We start from the raw sequence: 21,481 nt of genomic DNA, 5'->3' as shown, positions 1-21,481 counted from the left end.
CCCGACTGCGGCTACCCCTTCCGCCGCTTCTTCCGCACCACCGTCACCGTGAACGCCTGACGCCCGCCGGCCTTCAGCCGCTTGCGGGCCGCCTCCGCGACGCCCGTGGCGCCGGCGCTGGCCGCCGCGGCGGTCGCCGGCTGCGGCGCCTTGGCCGGCGCGAGGCCGTGGCGCTTCCTCGCCCGTTCGTCCTGGGCCGCCAGCTCCTCGCGGCTCTGGGCGGTCCGCACCGCCAGATCCTTGATCAGCGCGCGCCCCGACCGCGTCCGCCCCGTCAGCGAGGGTGCGACATATCGGTTGGCGTTCCAGCCCAGGAGGACGCCTCCGCCGCGGTAGCTGCCCTTGCCCATCACCCATCCAACGCGGGAGATGCCTGCACGCCCGCCGAAAACCGTCCTATATGCGGGCCCCATGCCCACGCGCCTGAAGCCGACCCGCCTCGAATACGTCGTCGACGGCGTCAAGCTGCGTTCGCAGCTCTCCACCGCGGCGCTGGAGCACCTGGGCGACGAGGCGGCCCAGCGGAAGGCCGCGCTCGACATCCTCAAGGCCGCCCTGTTCCGCGGCCGGATGATCGCCAAGGAGCGCCTGGAGAACGGCGCCGGCGGCATCGAGACCGCCCGCCTGCTCTCGGGCGTCACCGACGAGGTGGTGAGCGCCCTCTACGACTTCACCACCGTCCATGTCTTCCGCGCCCGCAATCCCACCGAGGGCGAGCGGCTGGCGCTGATGGCCGTGGGCGGCTACGGCCGCGGCACGCTGGCGCCCTACAGCGACCTCGATCTCCTCTTCGTGCGCCCCTACAAGCAGACGGCCCATGCCGAGAGCGTGATCGAGTACATGCTCTATGCCCTGTGGGACCTGGGCTTCAAGGTGGGCCACGCCTCGCGGACCATCGACGAGTGCGTCAAGCTCTCCCGCGAGGACATGACCATCCGCACCTCGATCCTGGAGGCGCGGCGGCTGACCGGCGACGAGAAGCTGGCCGCCGAGCTGGTGCGGCGCTTCCGCGACGAGGTGGTGAGAGGCACGGGCGCCGAGTTCGTGGCCGCCAAGCTCAAGGAGCGCGACGACCGCCAGGCGCGCGCCGGCGCCAGCCGCTACCTGGTCGAGCCGAACGTGAAGGAGGGCAAGGGCGGCCTGCGCGACCTGAACACCCTGTTCTGGATCGCCCAGTACCTGCATCCGGGCGAAAGCCTCGAGCGCGTCATGCAGATGGACCTGTTCGACCGCCGCGAGGTCCGGGCGTTCATCGTGGCCTTCGACTTCCTGTGGGCGGTGCGCAGCCACCTGCACTTCGCCACCGGCCGGCCCGAGGAGCGCCTCAGCTTCGACCTGCAGCCGGAACTGGCGCGGCGGATGGGCTACGGCGACCGCGGCGACGCGCCCGCCGTCGAGCGCTTCATGCGGCGCTACTTCCTGATCGCCAAGGACGTGGGCGCGCTCACCCGCGTGTTCGCCGCCAAGCTCGAGGCCGACCAGGTCAAGATGGCGCCCAAGGGCATCAGCCGGTTCATCCCGGGCCGGAAGGTGAAGCGCAAGCCGCTGGACGAGCCCGGCTTCCACGAGGTCGGCGGCCGCCTCGACGTGGATCCCGAGATCTTCGCGCGCGACCCGGTCAACCTGCTTCGCCTGTTCCGCATCGCCGACGAGCGGAACCTCGACCTGCATCCCGACGCCTTCACCGCCGCCTCGCGGTCGATGAACCTGATCACCTCGGCCGTGCGCCGCGATCCCGGCGCCGCCAAGGTCTTCCTCGACATCCTGGCCCGCGGCCGCGATCCGCGCACCACGCTGACGCTGATGAACGAGGCCGGCGTCCTGGGACGCTACCTGCCGGAGTTCGGGCGCATCGTCGCCCAGATGCAGTTCAACATGTACCACTCGTACACGGTGGACGAGCACACCCTGCGGGCCGTCGGCATCATCGCCGACATCGCCGCCGGCCGGCTGCAGGCCGACCATCCGCTGGCGGTGCAGATCATGCCCCTGATCGCCGACCGCGAGGCCCTGTTCCTGGCCATGCTGCTGCACGACACCGGCAAGGGTGGCGCGGGCGGGCAGGAGGTGGCCGGCGCCCGGGCCGCGCGGCAGGCCTGCGAGCGGCTGGGCCTCGAGCGCTCGAAGATCGAGCTGGTGGCCTGGCTCGTCGAGCACCACCTGGTCATGAGCGACTACGCCCAGAAGCGCGACGTCTCCGACCCGCGGACGGTGGCCGACTTCGCGCGCATCGTTCAGACGCCCGAGCGCTTGCGCCTGCTGCTGGTGCTGACGGTGGCCGACATCCGCGCGGTGGGGCCGGGCGTCTGGAACGGCTGGAAGGGCCAGCTGATGCGCGAGCTCTACGCCGCCACCGAGGCCGTGTTCCGCGGCGGCCGTGGCTCGGACGCCGCGGCGGCGCTGCGCCGCTACCAGGAGAACGCCGCCTACGACGCCCGCGTCCGCCTCGCCAAGGCCGACCCCGCCGCCGAGGCCTGGGGCGACGCCATGGAGGACGCCTACTTCACCGCCTTCGACGACGCCGAGGTCCTGAAGCACGCCGGCCTCGCCCGCACGGCCCGCGAGGGGCGCGGCGCCGCCGCCATCTGCGCGGTGCGCGACGACCTCAACGCCTCCGAGCTGATGGTGGCCGCCACCGACCGCCCGCGCCTGTTCATGGACCTCGCCGACGCGATCACGGCGGCGGGCGCCAACGTCGTCGGCGCGCGGGTGTTCACTTCGCGGACCGGCCAGGCGCTCGACGTCTTCTTCGTGCAGGACATCAACGGCCAGCCGTTCGGCGCCACCGACCCGCGCGTGCTGATCCGGCTCGCCGACGACCTGGCCGCCGCCGCCCGTGGCGAACCCGTCGGGCGCGAGGTGCGCCGCAAGGACCTGGGCCGAACCGCCGCCTTCGCCATCGTGCCCACCGTCATGCTGGACAACGAGGCCTCCGAGACCGCCACCGTCGTCGAGGCGTCGGGGCGCGACCGGCCTGGCCTGCTGGCGGCGCTCGCCCGGACCCTGGCCGACGCCGGCCTCACCATCACCTCGGCGCACATCGACGGCTACGGCGAGCGCGCCGTCGACGCCTTCTACGTGGTGGACGAGGCGGGCGCGAAGCTCACCGACGCGCGCAAGGGCAATGCGCTCAAGGCCGCGCTGCTCGCCGCCCTCGCCGACGAGGCCGAGCCCACGGGCGCCCGCCGCGCCGCCCTCCCCCGCGCCCGCGCCAGCGTGGCCCGGTGAGGGGTGCGAACCGCCGGCCTGCCTCCCCTGGCCTCGACATGCTCCCCCGCCCGGGGGAGCTCCGCCGCAGGCGGTGAGGGGGTTCAGGCCCCGGGCGCCGCGAACGCGATCGCCCGGCCGCCTCGGGAAGGCGGACTACTTCGCCGGCTCGGCCCGGATCTTGGCCGGATCGACCGGCATAGCGCCGGCGGCGGCCCGGCTGCGGAACTGCTCGGTGGAGTTCTCCCGCGGATAGGGGGTGTCCGGGACGGGAACGCCCAGGAAGGCGCAGAGCGGCTCCCAGCCCTCGGCCACGTTGAACACCAGCAGGCGCTCCTTGGGGACCGTGGCGACGACCCGCTCGGTGTGGCGCCGGAAGAAGTCGGTCATGAACGCGCGGTCGTTCATGTCCCCGTTCTCGTAGAACGCCTGCAGGTGACCGAAGAACGTGGCCATCGCCCCCTCGCGGAAGCGGCCCAGGTTCTCGGGCGCGAAGATCGTCGCCTGGGTGGAGTCGAACCACTTGTCGGGATCGCGCACGGTGTGGAGCACCTTGGCGTCCGGATAGTAGTCCATCAGCTCGCGCCAGTAGCCGCAGCCCGGATGGTCGACCATGGCCTGGAAGCCGTCGAAGATGGCGTCCCAGTCCGGCTTCCCGTCGCCGGCGTCGTTCCACAGGGGAACCTGCCGGCCGGCGTCCATGAACACCTCGGCCATGTGGTGGCAGCGCGTGAAGCCCAGCTGTTCCAGCGCCAGCTTGGTCGAGAGCGTTCCCGTCCGGCCCAGTCCCGAGCCGATCACCTTGAGTGCCATTCCGGCGTCTCCCCGTTTTTCTCCGCGGAGCGTAGCAGCCTACCGCGCCGTCAGCACAGCGATGGTCTCGTCCCGCAGTCGCCGCCGCTCGGCCTTGCCCATGGCGTTGCGCGGGATGCGCTCGATCCAGGCCACCCGGATCTCGGGCAGCTTGCGGCCGCTCCCGTTCACATGGTTCGCGAGCCCTTCGCGGTCGAGGTCGGGCGCGGCCGAGATCGCGAGCCAGCAGACCTCGGCGCCGCTGGCGTCGGGCGCCGCATAGGCCGCGGCGTCGCGCACGCCCGGATAGGCGAGCGCCAGCTCCTCGATCAGCTCCGGAAGGAACTTCACCCCGCCCAGGTCCATGCGGTCGTCCACGCGGCCGTCCACGACCAGGAGCCCCTCCGCCGTCAGCCGCCCCAGGTCACCGGGATAGAAGCCGCCGTCGCGGAACGCCCGGGCCGTGGCCTCGTCGTCGCCCAGGTAGCCGGCCGACTGGCGGTCGCTGAAGATGCGGATCTCGCCCTGCTCGCCGGGGGGGAGCGGCCGCCCCGCCTCGTCCACGACCTCCACCTGCACGCCGGGAACGGGGTAGCCGGCGGCGCCCGCGTGGGCGTCGAGCCAGGCGCCGTCCGCCATCGTCGTGCTGCCGGTCTCGGCCGCGCCGTAGCTGATGAGGATCTCCGGGGCGAGCCGCAGGCGGATCTCGCGGGCGACCGCGGCCGAAAGGACGCCGCCGGTGGAGACGACCCGCAGGCCGGCCTGGACCGGCAGTCCCGGCGGCAGCTCGGCCAGCAGGTCGCGCAGGAAGCTGGGCGTGGCGCCCACGATCGACGGCCGCAGCGCCTCCAGGCTCTCGGCGAGCTGGGCCGTGGAATAGTCCGCCACCAGGGTCTCCCCCTGGCTCCACGCCGCGAGCGTCATCGCCTGTCCGAGGCCGGTGTCCATCCCGGTGAGGCACACCCACCGCCCGGGCCGGCCGGCGCAGTAGGTGAGGGCGCAGGTCCGGGTGTTGCCCTCCAGCATCCGCCAGGTGCGGGGCACGCGCCGCGCGGTGCGCGTGGTGCCCGACGACAGCATGACCCGGATCAGTTCGTCCGGCCCCACCCGGACCGGCTCCACGGGACGCGGGTCGGCGCGGAAGATCTGCGCCAGCCAGTCGGCGGTGAGCGCCAGCTCTCCGGGCCCCGCGTCCTCGCGCCGGACGATCGCGAGGTCGGGCGAGGGATCGTCGAAGGGCGAGGAGACGACGCCCAGGCGGGCGAGCGCGAGGAACGCCACATGCGTCAGGTAGTCGTTGGCGATCCGGATCGAGACCACGCCGCGGTCACGGCTCACGCCCAGCTCGCGCAGGCCCGCCGCCAGCCGGTCGACGTCGGCGTTCATCTCCGCGTAGGTGGCCCACCGCTGCGGCGTGATCAGCGCGAAGGCCGTCGGCCGCAGCTTCGCCTGGAACGCCACGTACGCATCGAACATCGCCAGAGCCCCTCCGCCCGCCCTGCATCAATATTCCACACCCGCGCCCGCGCCCATCCGGCTAGGTTGACGGCCCGCCCGACGCAGCCGAGCTACACGCCGTGAGCCAGACTCCTCGCGCCGCGCCGAAGCCCGGCGGCCTCATCCGCTCGTCGGCGATCTTCGCCGCGCTGACCATGGTCAGCCGGGTGATGGGGCTGGTGCGCGACCTCGTGATCACGGCGAGGCTGGGGGCGAGCCAGACCATCGCGGCCGACGCCTACTACACCGCCCTGGCCTTCCCGAACCTGTTCCGGCGCATCTTCGCCGAAGGCGCCTTCGCCGCGGCCTTCGTGCCGATGTACTCGCGCAAGCTCGAGGCGGAGGGCGAGGCGCAGGCCGACACCTTCGCGGCCGACGCCGCCGCCACCGTGGCGGCCGCCACCGTGGCCGTGATGCTGGCCGCGCAGCTCGCGATGCCGTGGCTGATGTACGTCATCAACCCCGGCTATGCGGACGAGCCTGAGAAGTTCCGCCTCGCCTGGATGCTGACCCAGGTGACCATGCCCTACCTGCCGTGCATGGCGCTGGCGGCGCTCTACTCGGGCATCCTGAACGCCCACGGGCGCTTCATCGTCTCGGCCGCCTATCCGACCGTCCTGAACCTGGTGATGCTGGCGATGGTCCTGCCGCAGAAGGACCCGGTGCAGGCGGCCTGGTGGGCCTCGTTCGGGGTGGTGATCGCAGGCGTGGGCCAGGCGGCCATCTGCTGGTGGGGCGCGCGGCGCACGGGCGCGCGGCTGCGGCCGGTCCGCCCGCGCCTGACCCCCGACATGCGCCGGCTGATCAAGCTCGCCGTGCCCGCCGCCATCGCCAACAGCGCCACCCAGATCAACATCTTCATCTCGGGCATCTTGGCCTCGCAGATCGCCGGCATGCGCGTCTGGATGACGGTGGCCGACCGGCTCTACCAGCTGCCGATGAGCCTCGTGGGCGTGGCCATCGGGGTCGCGCTCCTGCCGCGCCTGTCGCGCTCGCTGCAGGCCGAGGACCATGCCGACGCGCAGGCGGCCATGGACCAGGGGGTCGTGTTCGCCCTGGCGCTCAGCCTGCCGGCGGCCGCGGCGCTGATGGCGCTGCCGTTCTGGCTCATCGACGGCTTCTTCACCCGGGGCGAGTTCACCAGCCAGGACGCCGCGGCGACCGCCGGCCTCCTCTTCCACTACGGCTGGGGCGTGCCCGCCTTCGTGCTGCTCCGCATCCTGCAGCCGGCCTTCTTCGCCCGCCAGGACACCCGCACCCCCATGCGCTTCTCGCTCATCTCCGTGGGGGTGAACATCGCCCTCGGCGTCGCGCTGTTCGCCTGGATCGGCTTCACCGGGGTCGCCATCGCCACCTCGATCGCCGCCTGGGTCACCGTGTTGCAGATGTGGCTCGCCCTCACGCGCCGCGGCGTCTGGCGGCCCTCGGCGCGGGCCAGCGGCAAGATCGTGCGCGTCACCCTGGCCAGCCTGGCCCTCGGCGCGATCCTCGTCGCGGCGAACGCCGTCCGGCCGCAGATCGAGGCCGCGCTCGCGGCGTTCCTGGCCCATGGCGTGAAGGAGCTCTCGATGCTCCTGGTCTCGTCCGCGGGGCTCGCGCTCTACCCGGTCCTCCTGTTCGCGTCCGGCGGCATCACGCCGGCCGAGGCCCGCGCCGCCTTCCGCCGCCGCAAGGGCGACCCCGCGCCCGCGCCCGACTTGCCCTGACGCTCGGGTGCGGGTATCGGCACGGACATGGCGAACGGCCCCGACATCCGGCGATGGCGCTGATCCTCTGATCGCTCCGATCAGGGCTTGCCCCTGCCCGCCTGTTCCCTAGAGAAGCCATCCCATGACCGACCAAGCTCCTGCCCCCTACGCGGGTCCCGAACGCGTGCTCTCGGGCGTCCAGCCCACCGGCGACCTGCACCTGGGCAACTACCTCGGCGCACTGGTGAAGTTCGGCCGCCTGCAGCACGAGATCGAGACCTTCATCTTCGTGGCCGACATGCACGCCATCACCGAATGGCAGGATCCCGCGAAGCTGAAGAGCCAGGTGCGCGAGATCGCCGCCGCCTACCTGGCCACCGGCCTGGATCCCAAGGTCGCCACCATCTTCGCCCAGTCGGCGGTGCCCGAGCACGCCGAGCTGGCCTGGGTGTTCAACTGCGTCGCCCGCCTCGGCTGGCTCGACCGGATGACCCAGTTCAAGGACAAGGCCGGCAAGCACAAGGAGCGGTCCAGCGTCGGGCTCTACACCTACCCGGTGCTGCAGGCGGCCGACATCCTCGTCTACAAGGCCACCAAGGTCCCGGTGGGCGAGGACCAGCGCCAGCACCTGGAGCTCACCCGCGACATCGCCCAGAAGTTCAACCACGACTTCGACGCGCCCAACTTCTTCCCGCTGCCCGACGCCCTGACTCAGGGGCCGGGGGCGCGGGTGATGAGCCTGCGCGACGGTTCGGCCAAGATGAGCAAGTCCGACCCCTCGGACCAGTCGCGCATCAACCTGACCGACGACGCCGACGCCATCGCCCAGAAGGTCCGCAAGGCGCGCACCGACCCCGATCCGCTGCCGGAGACGGTGGAAGGCCTCGAGGGCCGGGCCGAGGCGAAGAACCTCGTGGCGATCTACGCGGCCTTGGCGGGTCGCACCGAGGCGCAGGTGCTGGGCGAGTTCGCCGGCCAGGGCTTCGGCGCGTTCAAGCCGAAGCTGGCCGACCTGGCGGTGTCCGTGCTGGGCCCGATCGGCGGCGAAATGCGCCGGCTGCTGGCCGACCCGGCCGAGATCGACCGGATCCTGGGGGCGGGCGCCGAGAAGGCGCGCGCGCTGGCGGCGCCCACCGTCGCCGAGGTCAGGAAGCTGGTGGGCTTCTGGGCGGGCTAATCCCCACCTGACGAGTGGACTTGCGTCCGCATGCCGTCCGGCGCACCGTCACGGCATGACGGTGCGGCGCAAGTTCCTCGTGGTGGCGGATGATTCGGCCGAGTTCCCGGCGGCGCTCCGCTTCGCCTGCCGCCGCGCCCGCTCGACCGGCGGCTACGTGGCGCTGCTCAAGGTCATCCAGCCGGCCGTGTTCGAGCACTGGTCGGGCGTGCGCGAGGAGATCGCCCGCCAGCAGCGCCAGGAGGCCGAGACCGAGCTGCAGCACGTGGCGGAGTACGTCCAGGCCGAAACCGGCCTGCCGCCGGAGTTCCTCATCAAGGAGGCGGATTCGACGCGCGGCGCCCTGAAGGCGGTGCTGTCCGACGATCCGGACATCAAGATCCTGGTCCTGGCCGCCGCCGTCGGCGGCCGCGGGCCCGGGCCGCTGGTCAGCTCCATCGCCAAGGAGGGCGTGAAGTGGGGCGCTCGGAAGGTGCCCATCACGATCGTGCCGGGCGACCTCACCGACGACGAGATCGCCGATCTCGCCTAGCGCCGGCCAAGGCTGACGCGGGGCTCGGTCCCCGAGAGCAGACGCCCGATGTTGGCGCGGTGGAGCCAGATCACGAACGCCGCGCCGGCGACCACCAGCAGCCTGTAGGCCGCGGGATGCGGCAGGACCAGCACCAGGGCCGCCGCGGCGACGGCCGCGAGCATCGAGCTCAGCGACACGACCCGCGAGATCGCCACGCCGGCCGCGAACACGCCGGCGGCGCCGAGCCCGACCGGCCACGACATGGCCAGGAGCACGCCCAGCCCCGCCGCCGCGGACTTGCCGCCGGTGAAGCCCAGGAAGATCGAGCGGCTGTGGCCCAGCAGGGCCGCGAGGCCCGCCAGGCAGACGATCCACGGCCCGGCGCCCGCCGGGAGCGGCGCCGTCGACGCGCCCGCCAGCAGCACCGCCGCCGCGCCCTTCGCGAGGTCCACGGCGAACACCGCCAGCGCCGGCCAGGGGCCCAGCGTCCGCAGCACGTTGGTGGCGCCGGTGGACCGCGAGCCGAGCGTCCGGATGTCGACGCCCTTCAGCAGGCGGCCGGCCAGGTAGCCTGACGGGATTGCCCCCAGCAGGTAGGCCCCGGCCACCGCGAGCCCGGCCGCCGCCCAGAGCATCATCGGCGGCTACCGCGCGCCGGCGATGTAGGCGTCCACCCGCGTCTCCAGCACGTCGAGCGGCAGCGCCCCCGCGGACAGCACGGTCTCGTGGAAGGCCTTCAGGTCGAACTTCGCGCCGAGCGCCGTCCTCGCCTTCTCGCGAAGCTCGAGGATCTTGAGCTGCCCCACCTTGTAGCTCGTGGCCTGGCCGGGGCTGGTGAAGTAGCGGTCGACCTCGCTCTCGATGTCGCGGTCCGAGTTCAGCGAGTTGGCCTTCATGTAGGCGACCGCCTGCTCGCGGCTCCAGCGCTTCGAGTGGATCCCCGTGTCGAGCACCAGGCGCACGGCGCGCCAGATCTCGAGCGAGAGGCGGCCGAAGTCGTCGTAGGGATCCTGGTAGAAGCCCGCTTCCTTGCCGAGCTTCTCGGCGTAGAGGCCCCAGCCTTCGATGTAGGCGCCGTAGTAGGCCAGGCGACGGAACATCGGCAGCCCGGCCTGCTCCTGGGCGCGGGCGATCTGGAAGTGATGCCCCGGCGCACCCTCGTGATAGGCGATCGCCGGCAGCTGGACCTTCTGGACCTGGGTCATGTCCGACAGGTTCACGTAGAAGATGCCCGGGCGCGATCCGTCCGGAGCGCCCTGGTTGTAGAAGGCGACCGAAGCCGTCTTCTCGCGGAAGGGCTCGACGGCGCGCACCTCGAGCGCCTGCTTGGGCATGCTCGAGAACTGCCGGTCGGCGACCGCCATGTAGTCGGCGATGATCTTCTTGGCGTCGGCCAGGTACTGCTGCTTGCCCGCCTCGGTGTTGGGGTAGCGCGTCTTCGGGTCGGTCTTCACGAACGTGAAGAACGCCTCCAGCGAGCCCTGGAAGCCCACCTTCCGCTTGATCTCTTCCATCTCGGCGCGGATGCGGGCGACCTCGGCGAGGCCCGTCCGGTGGATCTGGTCCGGCGTCAGGCTCGTGGTCGTGAAGAAGGCCACGGTGTCGGCGTAGAACGCCTCGCCCTGCGGCAGCGCCCAGACGCCGTTCACCGTCGTGGCCTTCTTCTGCATGCCTTCCAGCGCGGAGATGTAGCGTTCGTAGCCGCGCCGGAACTCGCCCGTCAGCGCGGCTTCCCCGGCCTTCAGCAGGCGTTGCCGGGTCGCGGCGTCGGTGTCGAGCTTGGCCACCTTCGCCTTCAGGTCCGCCCACAGCGCGTGGTCGGCGCCGGCGTCGAAGGGCGCGCCCTTGAGCTGGTTGCGGGCGTCGGGGATCACGCGGCCGAACACGAAGGCCGGCGGCAGGAAGCCCTTCGCCGTCCGCTCGTCGATGTCGGCGGCCACCTCGCCCGCGACGCGGTCAACCGCCCTCAGCCGCGCCACATAGGCCTCGGCGTCGGCGACGCTGTCGATCCGGTGGGCGTTCACCATCATGACCGGCAGGCCGTCCAGGGCGCTGCCCGTGGAGGAGACGGCGTAGGCCTGCCAGTACCACTTGGCGAGGACCCGCTGGGTGGCCACGCTGCGCTCGAAGAGGTCGTAGCTCAGCTGCGAGGCGGGCGAGAGTTTGCTGCGGTCGAACGTGCGCTTCATGCGCGCCAGCTGGCTCTCGGCCAGGGCGAGGGCCTTGTCCTGCCCGGCCTTGGTGTAGTCGCCGAGCTCGCCGTAGCGCTCCTTCATGCCGAGCTGGGTCAGCGTCTCGGGGCTCTGCCTTGCGGCTTCCAGGAACGTGTCCTGGAAGAAGGCGGCGAGGCGCGCGTCCTCGGACGGCGCCGTGGCGGCGGGCGCGGGCGCGGCGGCAGGTTGCGCGCCGGCGGCGGGCGCGAGCGCGAGGACCGCGGCGAGGGCGGCGGCGGAGCAGGCGGTGCGGAACATGTAGGCCCCAGGAGTTGCGTGCTGCAGGCTTAAGGGCGGGCAAGGCGGCGGGTGAAGTGAATTCTCGTCAACAGTGGGGACGCGCCGCCGCTTGCGCGCGGGGACGCCACGCGCCACATCTGCCGCATGTTCATCCAGACCGAAGCCACGCCGAACCCCGAGGTGCTGAAATTCCTGCCCGGCAAGGCGGTGCTGGACGACGGGACTCGCGACTTCCGGTCGCCGGAAGAGGCCGCCTCGTCGCCGCTCGCGGCCGAGCTCTTCGAGATCACCGGGGTGACCCGGGTGTTCTACGGCCCCGACTTCATCACCGTCGGCAAGCACGCCTCGGTGGACTGGCCGCTGGTGAAGGCGCCGATCCTCGCGGCGATCATGGACCACTTCACGTCGGGGCGGCCGCTGTTCGCCGAGGGCGCGGCGACCGAAGGCGGCGGCCACGACGAAGGAATCTACGAAGGCGACACCGCCCAGATCGTGGCCGAGATCAAGGATCTGCTGGACACGCGCATCCGGCCGGCCGTCGCGCAGGACGGCGGCGACATCCTCTTCAACCGCTTCGACGTCGAGACCGGCGTGGTCTGGCTCAACATGCGCGGCGCCTGCTCGGGCTGCCCGTCCTCGTCGGCCACGCTCAAGGCCGGCGTCGAGAACATGCTGAAGCACTACGTCCCGGAAGTGACGCGGGTCGAACAGGCGCTTTGAGCCTGGGCGCGAACCGGCTACCTGCCGCCGGATGATCGTCCTCGGTCTGGACACCTGCCTCAACGCCTGTTCGGTCGCCGTGCTCGACGGCGACCGCGTGCTCGCGCACGGCTGCGAGGTCATGGCGCGGGGACACCAGGAGCGGCTCGCCCCCATGGCGCAGGCGGTCATGGCCGAGGCGGGCCTCCCGTTCGGCCGGCTCGAGCGCATCGGCGTGACCGTGGGGCCCGGCTCGTTCACCGGGCTTCGGGTCGGCGTCGCCTTCGCCAAGGGGCTCGGCTCGGCGCTCGGCCGGCCTGTCGCCGGCGTCGGGACCCTCGAGGCGCTCGCGGCCGAAGCCGATGGCCTCGTGGCGGCGGCGCTCGATGCGCGCCGCGGTCAGGTCTACCTGCAGATCTTCGAGGCCGGCGCCGCGCTCATGGCGCCGGACGTCCTGCCGGTGGGCGCCGCGCACGCCCGCCTGACCGAGGTCGGCGGCGGACGGCCCATGACCTTCGTGGGCTCGGGCGCCGCGCTCCTGGCCGGACCCGCCGACGCCGTGCAGGCGCCCGAGGGGTGCGACGCCCGGATCGTGGCGCGCCTCGCCGCGCGGCGGGCGCCCGCCCCGGTCGCGCCGCTCTACCTGCGTGCGCCGGACGCCAAGCTGCCGGGCGGCGTCGCGCCGTGAGACTGTCGCTGGCGACCCCCGCCGACGCGCCCGCCATGGCCTCGGCCCATGCCCAGGCCTTCGACAGGCCCTGGGACGAGATGGACTTCGAGGACCTGCTGGACGGCGAAGGCGTCTTCGCGTTCCTCGTGGCGGACGAGGACCCCGCCGGCGTGCTGGTCTGCCGCGCCGTCGCCGGGGAGGCGGAGATCCTGACCGTGGGCGTTGCGCCCTGGGCGCGCCGCCGGGGCGTCGCCCGGGCGCTGATGACCGCCGCGATCGGCGCGGCGCGCGCCGCCGGCGCCGCCGACCTGTTCCTGGAGGTCGACGTCGACAACGCCCCGGCCGTCACCCTCTACGAGGCGCTCGGTTTCCGGCGGAGCGGCCTGCGCAAGGGCTACTACGACCGCGGTCCGAACGGGCGGGCCGACGCCCTGGTGATGCGTCTCGACCTTACGGCATCCGCCCTCTAGACCTATCTCTGAAGGCGAAAGGAAACGGCACGTGTCGGACCGCATCGAGAAGCTCTGCCTCGAGAAGAACATGCGCATGACCGAACAGCGCCGGGTCATCGCGCGCGTGCTGTCCCTCGCCTCCGACCATCCGGACGTGGAGGAGCTGCATCGCCGCGCCCACGCCGTGGACCCCCACATCTCGATCGCCACGGTCTATCGCACCGTCCGGCTGTTCGAGGAGGCCGGCATCATCGACCGGCTGGACTTCCGCGACGGCCGCTCCCGGTACGAGGAGCATACCGACGAGCACCACGACCACCTGATCGACATGAAGACCGGCAAGGTCGTCGAGTTCGTCGACGCCGAGATCGAGGCCCTGCAGGAGGCGATCGCGCGCAAGCTGGGCTACAAGCTCGTCGACCATCGCCTCGAGCTCTACGGCGTGCCGATCGAGGACTGACGGCCCGTCTCCCGATCATGGCCGCCGGCCGGTTTCCTTGCGTCCGCGCGAGCGGGACCCCATAACCCCACGCCATGTCCGAGACCGCGCCCGCAAAGCGCCTCTACATCAAGACGTACGGCTGTCAGATGAACGTCTACGACAGCGAGCGCATGGCCGACGTCCTTGCGCCGCTGGGCTATGGCGTCACGGACGACCCGGCGGACGCGGACCTCGTGGTGCTGAACACGTGCCACATCCGCGAGAAGGCGACCGAGAAGGTCTACTCCGAACTGGGGCAGCTGAAGCGCCTGAAGCAGGCGAGGCCCGACGGCATGACCATCGCGGTCGCCGGGTGCGTCGCCCAGGCCGAGGGCGAGGAGATCATGCGCCGGCAGCCGGCCGTGGACCTGGTCGTGGGTCCGCAGGCCTATCACCAGCTGCCCGAGCTCATCGCCCGCGCCCACCGCGCCCGCGGCGAGCGGCTGGCCGCCGACTTCGCGCCCGACGAGAAGTTCGACGCCCTGACCGCCGAGCGGCGGCCCTCGGGCGTGTCGGCGTTCCTCACCGTGCAGGAGGGCTGCGACAAGTTCTGCACGTTCTGCGTCGTGCCCTACACCCGGGGCGGCGAATGGAGTCGGCCGGCCGACGCCATCGAGGCCGAGGCCCGCGCGCTGGCCGAGAAGGGCGTGCGCGAGATCACGCTCCTGGGCCAGAACGTCAACGCCTACGCCAAGGACCAGGGCGGTGAAGGCGGGCTGGCGGCCCTGATACGGCGGCTGGCGAAGATCGATGGGCTGGACCGCATCCGCTACACCACCAGCCATCCCCGCGACATGGACGACGCCCTGATCGCCGCGCATGCCGAGGTCCCCGAGCTCATGCCTTACCTCCACCTGCCCGTGCAGGCGGGGTCGGACAAGGTGCTGAAGGCCATGAACCGGGCGCACACGGCCGAGAGCTACGTGCGCCTGATCGAGCGGATCCGCGCCGCGCGGCCCGACATCGCCATCAGCGGCGACTTCATCGTCGGCTTCCCCGGCGAGCGCGACGCCGACTTCGAGGCGACGCTGCAGCTCGTCCGCGAGGTGCGCTACGCCAGCGCCTTCTCCTTCAAGTACTCGCGCCGCCCCGGCACGCCCGCCGCGGCGATGATGGGCCAGGTGAAGCCCGAGGCGGCGGACGAGCGGCTGCAGCGCCTGCAGGCCCTGCTGGACGAGCAGCAGCAGGCGTTCAACGCCGCCCAGGCGGGGCGCACCCTGCCCGTGTTGTTCGAGAAGGCCGGCCGCCACCCGGGTCAGCTGGTGGGCAAGAGTCCCTACCTCCAGGCCGTGCATGTGACCGCCCCGGATCGGATGCTGGGCCGGATCGTTCCGGTGAGGATCGAGAGCGCCGCCCGGAACAGCCTGGCCGGCGTGCTGGAACTGGAGCCCGCTTGAGCCGCGCCCCGGAGTTCATTCCGCTGTCGGACGACGCGCTGCGGGCCGTCGCGGGCGTGGGCAGCCGCCATGCCGCCCTGATCGAGGATGCGTTCGGCGTCCTGGTCGAGACGCCGGGCGGCGGCGTCTCGCTCTCGGGCGACGCGAAGGCGCGCGGCGCGGCGAAGAAGGCCGTGCAGGCCATCGCGGCGCGCGCCGACCAGGGTCTCGAGATCGGCGAGGCCGACGTTCGGGTGGCGATCGGTCAGGCGCGTACGGGCGGCGCGCCCGGCGTGGTCGGCAATCCGCTGCCGATCGGCCGCCGCGGCCAGGTGGCGCCGAAGACGCCCACCCAGGCGCGCTACCTCCAGGCGCTGGACCAGTGCGAGCTGGTCTTCGGGCTGGGGCCCGCCGGCACCGGCAAGACCTTCCTCGCCGTCGCGCACGGCGCGGGCATGCTGCTGCGCGGCGCGGTGGACCGGCTGATCGTCTCCCGCCCCGCGGTCGAGGCCGGCGAGCGGCTGGGCTTCCTGCCCGGCGACATGAACGAGAAGGTCGACCCCTACATGGCCCCGGTCTGGGAGGCGCTGACCGACATCCTGGGGGCCGAGCAGCTTCGCCGCCGCCGCGAGAAGGGGGAGATCGAGGTCGCGCCGATCGCGTTCCTGCGGGGCCGCACGCTCAGCCACGCCTTCGTGATCGTCGACGAGGCCCAGAACGCCAGCCGCGCGCAGATGAAGATGGTCCTCACCCGCCTGGGCGAAGGCGCGCGGATGGCGGTGACCGGCGACCCCACCCAGATCGACCTACTGAACCCGCGCGACTCGGGCCTCGCCCACGCCGTGGACCTGCTGGAGGGCGTGCAGGGGATCGGCATCGTGCGCTTCGGGTCCGAGGACGTGGTCCGCCACCCGCTGGTGGAGCGGATCGTCCGCGCCTACGACGCCGACGCGGCCAAGCGCGGGCGCACGGTTTGATCGACGTCGAGATCGAGGACGAGGCCTGGGCCGCCGCCGAGCCGCGCGCGGAGCTGCTGGCGCGCGGCGCCGCGCTCGCCGCCCTGGACAGCCAGGAGGCGGGGCACGAGGGCGTCACCATCCTGCTGACCGACGACGAGCGCGTCCGCGCCCTGAACGCGCAGTTCCGCGGGCAGGACAAGCCGACGAACGTCCTCAGCTTCCCGGCGCCCCGCAACCCCGAGTTCCACCTCGGCGACCTGGCGCTGGCCTATGGCGTCTGCGCGCGCGAGGCCCGGGAGCAGGGCAAGACCCTCGCCCACCATCTCCAGCATCTGGTGGTTCATGGCGTGCTCCATCTTTGCGGACACGACCACATGGGCGATGATGAAGCCGAGGCCATGGAAGGCCTCGAGCGTGCGGTGCTGGCCGGCCTGGGTGTCCCCGACCCCTATGCGGCCGGCGAAGGAGAGCATGAGCGACCCTGACCCTCCCAGTCGATCCAGGCCCGGCCGGCGCCGCGGCCTCATGGGACTTATCGACCTGTTCCGGCGGACGGCGGAAGCGGCCGCCGACGAACTCCCCGAACCCCGGATGGAGGGCGGCGGCGAACTGGTGAGCCAGGCGCGGGCCTTCCAGGATCTCCGGGTCGAAGACGTCATGAAGCCTCGGGCCGACATCGTGGGCATCGAGAAGAGCTGCACCTTCGCCGAGGTGACGGACCGCTTCGTGGAAGCCGAGCACAGCCGGATGCCGGTGTACCGCGAGACCCTCGACGAGCCCGTCGGCGTGGTGCACGTGAAGGACATCTTCAAGCTGCTGGCCCGCAAGAGCCGCCGCCCGAAGCCCGACGACAAGGTGCTGATGGGCCGTCACAGCCTCGTGCGCGAGGTCCTGTACGTGCCCCCCTCGATGCCCTGCGCCCAGCTGCTCACGAACATGCGCGCCAAGCGGACGCACATGGCCCTCGTGATCGACGAGTTCGGCGGCGTGGACGGTCTCGTGACCCTCGAGGACCTGCTAGAGACCCTGGTGGGCGACATCGACGACGAGCACGACGAGTCCGCCGATCAGGCCTACGCGCCGATCATCAGCGACGACGAGGGCTGGATCGTCGACGGCCGGGCGCCCCTCGAAGAGCTGGAGCAGGCCATCGGCGACGGCGTCGACCTCGCGCCCGAGGATCTCGACGAGGAGATCGACACCGTGGCCGGGCTGGTGAACGCCCTGGCCGGGCGGGTGCCGCAGAAGCGCGAGCAGATCCGGCACCCCGACGGCTACCTCCTCGAAGTGCTGGCGGCCGATCCGCGCCGGGTGAAGCGCGTCCGGGTGCGCCGCCTCGCCCCCGCCTCCCAACCGATCGAGGCCTAGGCTCTTGAGCCGCTCGCGTTGGTACGCGCCGCTGACGGCGCTCCTGGGCGGGCTTGCGGCGGGCCTCGCCCATCCGCCCTTCGGCCTGATCGTGGGCCTGCTGGGCTACAGCCTGATCCTGCTGCGGCTCGAGACGATCCAGTCGCCGAAGCCGCTGCGCGCGGCCTTCGTCCTCGGCTGGCTGGCGGGGCTCGGCTACTTCGGGCTCTCCACCTGGTGGATCGGCGAGCCGTTCCTGGTGGACGTCCGGGTGCACGGCTGGATGGCGCCCTTCGCGGTGGTCCTCATGGGCGGCGGGCTCGCGCTCTTCTGGGGCGCGGCCGGCGCGGCCTATCGCGCGCTGCGGCCGCGCAGCGCCTGGAAGCCGCTGGTCTTCGCGGGGGTGTTCGCGGCGGCCGAGTGGCTGCGCGGGCACGTGCTCACGGGATTCCCCTGGAACCTCGTCGGCGAGAGCTGGCGCGCCGGCAGCGCGCCCTCGCAGGCGGCCGCGCTCGTCGGCGCCTACGGCCTGACCTGGATCACGCTCGCCATCGCGTCCGCCCCCGCCACGCTGATGCTGCCCGTGCGGCGGCTGGCGCAGGCGGGGCTGATGATCGCGGCCGGCGTGGCGCTCACGGCCCTCTACGCGGGCGGCGCGGGCCGGCTCGCCGCGGCGGCGCGGCCGGTCTACGCCAAGGACGCCCCCGTGATCCGCGTCGTCCAGGCGAACATCGACCAGAAGGAGAAGTGGCGGCCGGACAACCTCAACGCCGTCTTCGCCGCGTACGAGGGCCTGTCGCGGCAGCCGGCGCGCCGGCGTCCCGACGTCGTGATCTGGCCCGAGGGCGCGCTGCCCGCGGTCATCGACGACCTGATCGCCGATCCGGGCTGGAGCCGCCGGCTCCGCGACGTGGTCGAGCCGGGACAGATGCTGCTGATGGGCGCCAACCGCGCCGAGCGCGACCCGCGCGGCGGCTACCGCTACTTCAACACCCTGATCGCCTTCCGCCGCGACGACCAGGCCCTGCGGGTGGCGGCCTACTACGACAAGTTCCGGCTGGTGCCGTTCGGCGAGTTCATCCCGCTGGGCGACCTGGCCGGCCGGCTCGGGATCCGCAGCCTGGTGCACATGGAGGAGGACTTCTCGGCGGGCCCCCGGCCGCAGCCGATGGTCGCGCCCGGCCTGCCGCCGGTTCAGCCGCTGATCTGCTACGAGGCGCTGTTCCCGGGCCTGGCCGGCGACGGCCCCGGTCGTCCCGCCTGGATCCTCAACGTCTCCAACGACGCGTGGTTCGGACGCACCAGCGGCCCCTGGCAGCACCTGAACATCGCCAGCTACCGCGCCATCGAGCAGGGGCTGCCGATCGTGCGCGCCACGCCCACCGGCGTCTCGGCCGTCATCGACGCGCAGGGCCGCATCCTTCCCGGCAAGCAGCTTACGCTTGGCCAGTTCGGGGTGATCGACGCGCGGCTGCCATCCGCGACGGCGCCGACGCCGTACAGTCGCTGGGGCGAGGGTCCGTTCGCGGGTCTTCTCGCCCTCTCGGCGCTGGCGTGGCTGGCGGGTCGCCGGCGGCGCAGACGGCCACAGGAGGATCCCGCTTCGCCGTCGCTTGGCGCCACATAAGGATTTCTTTATAGGCTGGCGCCCAGTTTGCAGGCCGCGCCGCACGCTGTCCCATCTTCCCGGAGTCCGTCCTTGAGCCGTTCCAGCTACATCTTCACCAGCGAAAGCGTGTCCGAAGGCCATCCCGACAAGGTCGCCGATCGCATTTCGGACACCGTGGTCGACGCCTTCCTGAGCGTGCAGCCCGAGGCGCGCGTCGCCTGCGAGACGCTGGTCACCACCAACCGGATCGTGCTGGCGGGCGAAGTCCGCGCCGGCAAGCCGGGCGGCTCCAAGGCCGAGAACAAGGCCCTGACCAAGGAGATCGTGAAGAGCCTCGAGCCCAAGGTCCGGGCCGCGATCAAGGAGATCGGCTACGAGCAGAAGGGCTTCCACTGGAACAAGGCGAAGTATGCCTGCCACCTGCACGAGCAGTCCGCCCACATCGCCCAGGGCGTCGACGCCTCCGAGAAGAAGGACGAGGGCGCCGGCGACCAGGGCATCATGTTCGGCTACGCCTGCGACGAGACGCCGGCGCTGATGCCGGCCACGCTGCAGTACAGCCACGACATCCTGAAGAAGCTGGCGGAAGTCCGCCATTCGGGCGAATGCCCGGTGCTCGAGCCCGACGCCAAGAGCCAGGTCACCGTCCGCTACGAGAACGGCCAGCCGGTCGAGATCCTGCAGATCGTGGTCTCCACCCAGCACAAGAAGCGGATCGGCATGCAGCTCGCCACGCCGTCGCGGCTGGCCGGCGTCATCAAGCCGTATGTGGAATCGGTGGTCCCCGCGGGCCTGATCACCAAGAAGACCAAGTGGCACATCAACCCGACCGGCCGCTTCGAGATCGGCGGCCCCGACGGCGACGCGGGCGTCACCGGCCGCAAGATCATCGTGGACACCTACGGCGGCGCGGCCCCGCACGGCGGCGGCGCCTTCTCGGGCAAGGACCCCACCAAGGTCGACCGCTCGGCCGCCTACGCCTGCCGCTACCTGGCGAAGAACGTGGTCGCCGCGGGCCTGGCCAAGAAGTGCACCATCCAGATCAGCTACGCGATCGGGGTGGCCCAGCCGCTCTCCTTCTACGTCGACCTGCACAACACCGGCGAGATCGACCCCGCGAAGCTGGAGCTCGCCCTGCCCGAGATGATCGGCGGCGCGACGCCGCGGGCCATCCGCGAGCACCTGCAGCTGAACCGGCCGATCTATGCGCGCACCGCCGCCTACGGACACTTCGGCCGCCAGCCCGACAACGAGGGCGGCTTCTCGTGGGAGCGCACCGACCTGGCCGAAGAGCTGAAGCGGCTGGCGTAAGCCCCGCTTCCCCGCCAGGGCGCGTCATCCCGGCTTCGCCGCCAGGCGACGGCCGGGACCCACGCACGCCCGCGCCCGTTTGCGTTTCCAGGGCTTCCCGCGGAGTCTATGGGTCCCGGTCCTCGCGTCCCGCGAAACCGGTATGACACTTGGTGCCGACGTCGAGATGTCCGACCACCATCCCCCGCTGCGGTCCTTCGGCCGGCTGAAGTCGCGGCCGATCAAGCCGCGGCAGGCCGCCCTGGTCGAGCAGCGGCTGCCGGGCCTGCGCGTGCCCGAAGGCGCCCTCGACCCGGCCGCGCTGAAGCCCGACGCGGCCGAGACCTGGCTCGAGATCGGCTTCGGCGGCGGCGAGCACATGGCCGCCCAGGCCGCCCGGCGGCCCGACGTCCTGGTGCTCGGGGCCGAGCCGTTCACCAACGGCGTCGCCTCGGCCGTGCGGCACATCGCCGAGCAGGGCCTCGCCAACGTGCGCCTGCACGACGGCGACGTGCGCGACCTCCTGGCCCGGCTGCCCGACGCCAGCCTCGCCCGCGTCTTCATCCTCTTCCCGGACCCCTGGCCCAAGGCGCGGCACCACAAGCGGCGGCTGGTGCAGTCCGCCGCCGTGGGTGAACTCGCGCGCGTGCTGCGGCCGGGCGGGCGGCTGCGCTTCGCCAGCGACTGGGCCGACTACGTGGACCAGGCCCTCGCCGTGATCGGCGGGAACCCCGCCTTCGCCTGGACCGCCGCGCGCGCCGACGACTGGCGACGGCCGCCGGCCGATCACGTCACCACCCGCTACGAGGAGAAGCGCCTGGGGGACTGCGCCCCGGTCTTCCTCGACTTCGTCCGCCTCCCCGCCGCAACCCCTGTCATCCCGGTTTCCGCGCGAGCGGAACACCGGGACCCATAGACTCCGCCTTTCCGGATAAAGCGCAGCGCCGCCGCCGCGGGCCGTCACGGCCATCGGGCGCGTATGGGTCCCGGTCTTCGCCTCCGGCGAAACCGGGATGACAGCCGTGAGGACGGGGTAATCGATGCTCCCCCCCTGGGGGAGCTCGCGAAGCGAGAGGGGGTCCGCCCCAACCCCTGTCATCCCGGTCTTCGCCTGCGGCGAAACCGGGACGACAGCCGGGAACGCCTCTAGCCGGGGTAGCGGTCGATCGACTGGCGGATCAGGTCCGCGGCTTCCTCGGGATCGGCCCAGCGGATGATGTCGACGCTCTTGCCCTTCTCCAGGTCCTTGTAGTGCTTGAAGAAGTGGGCG

The 21,481-nt window shown here is 72.1% G+C and carries 21 protein-coding genes; 15 read left to right on the top strand and 6 right to left on the bottom strand.

The genetic code is table 11. The features are described from left to right. Positions 1-11 precede the first annotated feature (11 nt). Positions 12-350, bottom strand: coding sequence for a hypothetical protein (locus tag JNK30_RS18975; RefSeq protein ID WP_293484650.1), 339 nt, complete (start codon positions 348-350; stop codon positions 12-14). Positions 351-411: 61 nt separating this feature from the next. Between JNK30_RS18975 and JNK30_RS18970 the strand changes: the two genes are divergently transcribed. Continuing rightward, positions 412-3,228 carry a [protein-PII] uridylyltransferase gene (locus JNK30_RS18970; protein WP_293484648.1) on the top strand — a complete coding sequence of 939 codons (2,817 nt, stop codon included), beginning with the start codon at positions 412-414 and terminating at the stop codon, positions 3,226-3,228. A 135-nt stretch (positions 3,229-3,363) separates the two neighbouring features. On the opposite strand, the gene JNK30_RS18965 is transcribed toward JNK30_RS18970, so the two are convergent. Then, positions 3,364-4,020 carry a sulfotransferase family protein gene (locus tag JNK30_RS18965; protein WP_293484646.1) on the bottom strand — a complete coding sequence of 219 codons (657 nt, stop codon included), beginning with the start codon at positions 4,018-4,020 and terminating at the stop codon, positions 3,364-3,366. A gap of 39 nt (positions 4,021-4,059) precedes the next feature. After that, positions 4,060-5,475, bottom strand: coding sequence for a class I adenylate-forming enzyme family protein (locus JNK30_RS18960; RefSeq protein WP_293484644.1), 1,416 nt, complete (start codon positions 5,473-5,475; stop codon positions 4,060-4,062). 101 nt (positions 5,476-5,576) lie between these two features. On the opposite strand from JNK30_RS18960, the gene murJ reads away from it, so the two are divergent. From murJ to JNK30_RS18945, 3 genes are all read left to right on the top strand, one after another. Further along, positions 5,577-7,202 carry a murein biosynthesis integral membrane protein MurJ gene (gene murJ, locus JNK30_RS18955; RefSeq protein WP_293484642.1) on the top strand — a complete coding sequence of 542 codons (1,626 nt, stop codon included), beginning with the start codon at positions 5,577-5,579 and terminating at the stop codon, positions 7,200-7,202. Positions 7,203-7,326: 124 nt separating this feature from the next. Beyond that, positions 7,327-8,361, top strand: coding sequence for a tryptophan--tRNA ligase (gene trpS, locus JNK30_RS18950; RefSeq protein ID WP_293484640.1), 1,035 nt, complete (start codon positions 7,327-7,329; stop codon positions 8,359-8,361). A gap of 55 nt (positions 8,362-8,416) precedes the next feature. Further along, positions 8,417-8,893, top strand: coding sequence for a universal stress protein (locus JNK30_RS18945; protein ID WP_293484638.1), 477 nt, complete (start codon positions 8,417-8,419; stop codon positions 8,891-8,893). Here JNK30_RS18945 and plsY read toward each other — a convergent pair. Together plsY and JNK30_RS18935 are read right to left on the bottom strand one after the other, a co-directional pair. Next, positions 8,890-9,513 (bottom strand): glycerol-3-phosphate 1-O-acyltransferase PlsY, encoded by a 624-nt coding sequence (gene plsY, locus JNK30_RS18940; protein ID WP_293484636.1) that lies wholly within the window; start codon positions 9,511-9,513, stop codon positions 8,890-8,892. The two genes, JNK30_RS18945 and plsY, sit on opposite strands and share 4 nt — an antisense overlap. Before the next feature lie 6 nt (positions 9,514-9,519). Next, positions 9,520-11,346 carry a DUF885 family protein gene (locus JNK30_RS18935; RefSeq protein ID WP_293484634.1) on the bottom strand — a complete coding sequence of 609 codons (1,827 nt, stop codon included), beginning with the start codon at positions 11,344-11,346 and terminating at the stop codon, positions 9,520-9,522. A gap of 126 nt (positions 11,347-11,472) precedes the next feature. On the opposite strand from JNK30_RS18935, the gene JNK30_RS18930 reads away from it, so the two are divergent. The 11 genes from JNK30_RS18930 to trmB all read left to right on the top strand — a co-directional run bounded on the left by JNK30_RS18930 (position 11,473) and on the right by trmB (position 21,127). Beyond that, positions 11,473-12,048 (top strand): NifU family protein, encoded by a 576-nt coding sequence (locus JNK30_RS18930; RefSeq protein WP_293484632.1) that lies wholly within the window; start codon positions 11,473-11,475, stop codon positions 12,046-12,048. A 34-nt stretch (positions 12,049-12,082) separates the two neighbouring features. Beyond that, entirely contained in the window at positions 12,083-12,715 is a 633-nt protein-coding gene (tsaB, locus tag JNK30_RS18925; RefSeq protein WP_293484672.1) for a tRNA (adenosine(37)-N6)-threonylcarbamoyltransferase complex dimerization subunit type 1 TsaB, read from the top strand. Next, a complete protein-coding gene (locus tag JNK30_RS18920) occupies positions 12,712-13,167 on the top strand; it encodes a GNAT family N-acetyltransferase (RefSeq protein ID WP_367118766.1) in 456 nt (151 codons plus the stop codon). The genes tsaB and JNK30_RS18920 overlap by 4 nt, the downstream gene beginning before the upstream one ends. 70 nt (positions 13,168-13,237) lie before the next feature. Further along, complete coding sequence (locus JNK30_RS18915; RefSeq protein ID WP_293484668.1) at positions 13,238-13,609, top strand: Fur family transcriptional regulator; 372 nt, start codon at positions 13,238-13,240, stop codon at positions 13,607-13,609. A 74-nt stretch (positions 13,610-13,683) separates the two neighbouring features. After that, complete coding sequence (gene miaB / locus JNK30_RS18910) at positions 13,684-15,027, top strand: tRNA (N6-isopentenyl adenosine(37)-C2)-methylthiotransferase MiaB (protein ID WP_293484630.1); 1,344 nt, start codon at positions 13,684-13,686, stop codon at positions 15,025-15,027. Further along, entirely contained in the window at positions 15,024-15,983 is a 960-nt protein-coding gene (locus tag JNK30_RS18905; protein ID WP_293484628.1) for a PhoH family protein, read from the top strand. The genes miaB and JNK30_RS18905 overlap by 4 nt, the downstream gene beginning before the upstream one ends. Then, positions 15,980-16,450: an rRNA maturation RNase YbeY gene (ybeY, locus tag JNK30_RS18900; protein WP_293484626.1), complete on the top strand. Its 471-nt coding sequence runs from the start codon at positions 15,980-15,982 to the stop codon at positions 16,448-16,450. Before JNK30_RS18905 ends, ybeY begins: the two co-directional genes overlap by 4 nt. Before the next feature lie 106 nt (positions 16,451-16,556). Next, a complete protein-coding gene (locus JNK30_RS18895) occupies positions 16,557-17,333 on the top strand; it encodes a hemolysin family protein (protein ID WP_293484667.1) in 777 nt (258 codons plus the stop codon). 4 nt (positions 17,334-17,337) lie between these two features. Continuing rightward, positions 17,338-18,939 (top strand): apolipoprotein N-acyltransferase, encoded by a 1,602-nt coding sequence (lnt, locus tag JNK30_RS18890; protein WP_293484624.1) that lies wholly within the window; start codon positions 17,338-17,340, stop codon positions 18,937-18,939. 72 nt (positions 18,940-19,011) lie between these two features. Then, complete coding sequence (gene metK, locus JNK30_RS18885) at positions 19,012-20,232, top strand: methionine adenosyltransferase (RefSeq protein WP_293484622.1); 1,221 nt, start codon at positions 19,012-19,014, stop codon at positions 20,230-20,232. 142 nt (positions 20,233-20,374) lie between these two features. After that, complete coding sequence (gene trmB, locus JNK30_RS18880) at positions 20,375-21,127, top strand: tRNA (guanosine(46)-N7)-methyltransferase TrmB (RefSeq protein WP_293484620.1); 753 nt, start codon at positions 20,375-20,377, stop codon at positions 21,125-21,127. 230 nt (positions 21,128-21,357) lie between these two features. On the opposite strand, the gene JNK30_RS18875 is transcribed toward trmB, so the two are convergent. Beyond that, positions 21,358-21,481: inorganic diphosphatase (locus JNK30_RS18875; protein ID WP_293484666.1), on the bottom strand; the 124-nt coding region annotated here is incomplete at its 5' end.

This window comes from Phenylobacterium sp. (assembly GCF_016793225.1).
Classification (GTDB): domain Bacteria; phylum Pseudomonadota; class Alphaproteobacteria; order Caulobacterales; family Caulobacteraceae; genus Phenylobacterium.
Note: the sequence above shows the minus strand (reverse complement) of the source record. Positions and strands in the feature narration are given on the sequence as shown.

Excerpts from the sequence above, each read along its gene's own strand:
- JNK30_RS18975 (WP_293484650.1), bottom strand. The coding sequence starts at position 350 with ATGGGCAAGGGCAGCTACCGCGGCGGAGGCGTCCTCCTGGGCTGGAAC.
- JNK30_RS18970 (WP_293484648.1), top strand. The coding sequence starts at position 412 with ATGCCCACGCGCCTGAAGCCGACCCGCCTCGAATACGTCGTCGACGGC.
- JNK30_RS18965 (WP_293484646.1), bottom strand. The coding sequence starts at position 4,020 with ATGGCACTCAAGGTGATCGGCTCGGGACTGGGCCGGACGGGAACGCTC.
- JNK30_RS18960 (WP_293484644.1), bottom strand. The coding sequence starts at position 5,475 with ATGTTCGATGCGTACGTGGCGTTCCAGGCGAAGCTGCGGCCGACGGCC.
- trpS (WP_293484640.1), top strand. The coding sequence starts at position 7,327 with ATGACCGACCAAGCTCCTGCCCCCTACGCGGGTCCCGAACGCGTGCTC.
- JNK30_RS18945 (WP_293484638.1), top strand. The coding sequence starts at position 8,417 with ATGACGGTGCGGCGCAAGTTCCTCGTGGTGGCGGATGATTCGGCCGAG.
- plsY (WP_293484636.1), bottom strand. The coding sequence starts at position 9,513 with ATGATGCTCTGGGCGGCGGCCGGGCTCGCGGTGGCCGGGGCCTACCTG.
- JNK30_RS18935 (WP_293484634.1), bottom strand. The coding sequence starts at position 11,346 with ATGTTCCGCACCGCCTGCTCCGCCGCCGCCCTCGCCGCGGTCCTCGCG.
- JNK30_RS18930 (WP_293484632.1), top strand. The coding sequence starts at position 11,473 with ATGTTCATCCAGACCGAAGCCACGCCGAACCCCGAGGTGCTGAAATTC.
- JNK30_RS18915 (WP_293484668.1), top strand. The coding sequence starts at position 13,238 with ATGCGCATGACCGAACAGCGCCGGGTCATCGCGCGCGTGCTGTCCCTC.
- miaB (WP_293484630.1), top strand. The coding sequence starts at position 13,684 with ATGTCCGAGACCGCGCCCGCAAAGCGCCTCTACATCAAGACGTACGGC.
- JNK30_RS18895 (WP_293484667.1), top strand. The coding sequence starts at position 16,557 with ATGGAGGGCGGCGGCGAACTGGTGAGCCAGGCGCGGGCCTTCCAGGAT.
- trmB (WP_293484620.1), top strand. The coding sequence starts at position 20,375 with ATGACACTTGGTGCCGACGTCGAGATGTCCGACCACCATCCCCCGCTG.